This is a genomic window from bacterium (genome assembly GCA_040756715.1).
GTDB lineage: Bacteria > UBA9089 > UBA9088 > UBA9088 > UBA9088 > JBFLYE01.
Genome location: JBFLYE010000078.1, coordinates 1 through 2,986, shown reverse-complemented (window position 1 = coordinate 2,986; position 2,986 = coordinate 1). Strand labels below are relative to the sequence as shown.

The window sequence follows — 2,986 nt, the reverse complement described above, 5'->3', positions numbered from 1 at the left end:
AGGGCGAGGACGCAGGCCTGCCGTAGGCAGGCCAAAGCCGAATCAAAGGTTCTTTTTTTTGCAGTTGTGGATAGTATTGGGTAAAATTATAGGAACATAGTTTGGTTCTCTCTTAGATGGGGAGCCAATCCTTTGGATACGAACCAGGATTTTTGAGGAAGGAGGGGAAGAAAATCCCTCTTTTTCTTTCTCTTCTTTTGAACCCTCCCACCCATCCCCAAAAGGAAAAGCAGAGACCTTTTCATTTTCATAATCCTTTGAATAATAAAGACTTATTTGAATTTGCTCTTTTGAGTAAATAATTTCTTTGATAGATTTTTTGATATAAAGAGGCCTTTCAATTCCTTTTTTCTGGGCAAGGGAAGAGAGGAAATTTTGAAGAAGGGATTTTTAATTTTCCTTTACAACAAAATTTGGAAAAAGACTTGACAAATATATGTAGAGTAGGGTATACTACATAAGGTGATCATTTGTGGGAGTAAAATTCACTTTATATATTCCGGAAGGACTTGAACACACGAAGGAGGTGAAGAAGATTTGGAATACTCTTTTAAAGGAAGTGGAAACCTCCTACAATCTAAAGATTTTAAAAGAGGTTATCAATAAACAAAACGAAGAAAGGATAAAATTTGAAATACTCTGGCCTCTGGCAATAAGGAAAAGAATAAAAATCCATCAAACAAGAAGAACAAAGTCCCTTTATCCTCAATTAGTAGTTTTTATAGAGGATAAACCTTTTACCTTTTATCCCCAAAGCTATGGAAAAAGCAAAATAGATATAAACCAGTTTTTAGAAGGGCTATTAAAAGAGGAAATCCTCTGCCTTCATGAGAAGGTAGAACTGATAGAGTATTTAAAGAAGAGATCTTAATATGAAATTTAGAAGAAAATATGCCAAAGAGTTGCTTGTTGCTTTTAAGGCTGTGTGTGAGAAGATATCTCGGCAAGGGGCGAAGCAATATTGTGCCTTAGGCATAGGAATTGTTTCTGAGGCTGGTATAGAACTTCCTGATTATAAACATACTGCAAGAAGTCCCTTATTTGGAGAAATAGCTTCTGCATTCTATGAAATGATTGATAACAAATGGATAGAAGAAGTAGATATAGATGAACAAGCTAAACGAGATTTTTATTTTGAATATAAAGAACCTATTATGAAAATATGCGGAGGTTTTTATTCAGATAAAGAACAAATGAAAAGAATTCTTTCAAAAGACTGGCCTCTTGGCGATCATTGGTTCAGGTTAACAACTAAAGGTGAAGAACTTATTGAAAGAATAAAGAGCTATTGGTTAAAAAGAAAAATATGGTATCCAATTAAGGATAACACTAAGATAATTATTTTAACTGTAATTAGCGTGATTATTGCTCATATTTTAATTACCTTGATTTCATTGATCTTTAAGAGGTGAAATATGAACTGTGCAATCTATACAAGGGTATCAACAGACTTACAAGCTGAAAAGGAATTTTCTTCTTGTGAGGCTCAAGAAGAGAAGATAAACTCCTTTATCAAGAGCCAGAATAACTGGAAGATTTTTAAGGTTTATGCTGATCCCGGTTATACAGGGGCCAATCTTAATCGGCCTGCCTTGCAAACATTACTTGAAGATATAAAGCAAGGAAAGATTGATGTAATTTTGGTCTATAAGATTGATCGACTTACTCGCTCCCCTAAAGACTTCTTTCAATTAATAGAGCTCTTTGAGAAATATAAGGTTAACTTTATATCCATAACGGAAAGGTTTGATACCTCTACTCCATCGGGAAGACTTCTAAGAAATATCATACTTACCTTTGCTCAGTTTGAGAGAGAACTTGCCAGTGAGAGAACCAAGGACAAAATGCTCCAACGTGCTCAAAAAGGTATGTGGAATGGTGGCATTCCACCGTTTGGGTATAAGACAATAGATAAAAAGCTTATCCCTGATGAAAAGGAAGCTGAAATTGTAAGGCTGATCTTTGAAACCTATGTTGAGACTGGTTCAATTGCCGAAGTCTATAAGAAACTAAAGGAAAGAAATATTTTAAATAGAAACGGCGAAATTGTCACTAAAGCCTGCATTCCTCATATATTGAGTAATGTTATCTATATTGGCAAATTAAAATATTCAGGCAAAATCTATGATGGCCTACACAAGCCAATAATTAGCGAAGCCCTTTTTAACGAGGCTCAAGCAATCCATAGAAAGAAGATCTGTAAGATGAAACTTTTTAGAAATTATCTTTTCTCTGGTCTAATTAGCTGTGAAGAGTGTGGCTCAAAAATGACACCTACTTATACAAACAAAAAAGCTAAGCACGGAAGAAAAAGATATTTCTACTACAGATGCACTACCACTTTTAAAAGAGACTGGCAGGCCTGCACAACTCGACAGGTAAATGCTAATCGGCTGGGAAAATTTATAATAGAGAGTTTAGAGAGAATAGCAAAAGATGAGCCGTATATTGAAAATCTCTGCTTTAGGCTAAATCATAGTCCCGAGGAGTTAGTTCGAAATTCCGCTATAAAAAATTGGACGTCGAGTGACCGAACTGGGCTCGAACTATCAAGGGGTTCGTTGAAAATCGACCCCAAAGAACTAACTTCTCAACTTCAAAATTTCCTTCACTCCCTAAAAACCCTCCCCAAAACCGACCAATCAATCTTAATAAAGAATAGAATTCATTCCCTAAAATATTCCAAAAAATCTGTCAGGGTAAATTTTTATTATTCTTTAAAAATTAATGAGTTAGAATATCAAAAAGAGGGTTATGGTCAGGTGGGGGTGGGTGGTGGGAGTACGTATTATTCTTTAGAAAAAGAAGACCTGAATCTTGTCCCTTCTCAGCAATCAAATTTAGTTCGAAAGGAAAATTTGGCTCCTGGGAAGGGATTCGAACCCCCGACCAAGTGGTTAACAGCCACCCGCTCTGCCAGCTGAGCTACCCAGGAATAAGCTTTTTATATCAGAAAATTTGAAACTTTGTCAATTAAGGCAAAAAT

The 2,986-nt window shown here is 35.7% G+C and carries 3 protein-coding genes, 1 tRNA gene and 1 pseudogene; 3 read left to right on the top strand and 2 right to left on the bottom strand.

Annotated elements, in window-relative coordinates; translation table 11 throughout:
* Nucleotides 1-86: 86 nt before the first annotated feature.
* On the bottom strand, nucleotides 87-245 hold the full coding sequence (locus tag AB1397_03175; GenBank protein ID MEW6481993.1) for a hypothetical protein: 159 nt from the start codon (nucleotides 243-245) through the stop codon (nucleotides 87-89).
* Between the two features lie 281 nt (nucleotides 246-526).
* Between AB1397_03175 and AB1397_03170 the strand changes: the two genes are divergently transcribed.
* From AB1397_03170 to AB1397_03160, 3 genes and pseudogenes are all read left to right on the top strand, one after another.
* Complete coding sequence (locus AB1397_03170; protein ID MEW6481992.1) at nucleotides 527-871, top strand: hypothetical protein; 345 nt, start codon at nucleotides 527-529, stop codon at nucleotides 869-871.
* 1 nt (nucleotide 872) lies between these two features.
* Nucleotides 873-1,412 (top strand): hypothetical protein, encoded by a 540-nt coding sequence (locus AB1397_03165; GenBank protein ID MEW6481991.1) that lies wholly within the window; start codon nucleotides 873-875, stop codon nucleotides 1,410-1,412.
* 3 nt (nucleotides 1,413-1,415) lie between these two features.
* A pseudogene (locus AB1397_03160) lies at nucleotides 1,416-2,408 on the top strand (recombinase family protein).
* Between the two features lie 451 nt (nucleotides 2,409-2,859).
* Here the strand turns inward: AB1397_03160 and AB1397_03155 are convergent.
* Nucleotides 2,860-2,935, bottom strand: a tRNA-Asn gene (locus tag AB1397_03155).
* Nucleotides 2,936-2,986 lie beyond the last annotated feature (51 nt).

Coding starts and splice junctions, on each gene's coding strand:
- AB1397_03165 (MEW6481991.1), top strand. CDS start 873: ATGAAATTTAGAAGAAAATATGCCAAAGAGTTGCTTGTTGCTTTTAAG.
- AB1397_03175 (MEW6481993.1), bottom strand. CDS start 245: ATGAAAAGGTCTCTGCTTTTCCTTTTGGGGATGGGTGGGAGGGTTCAA.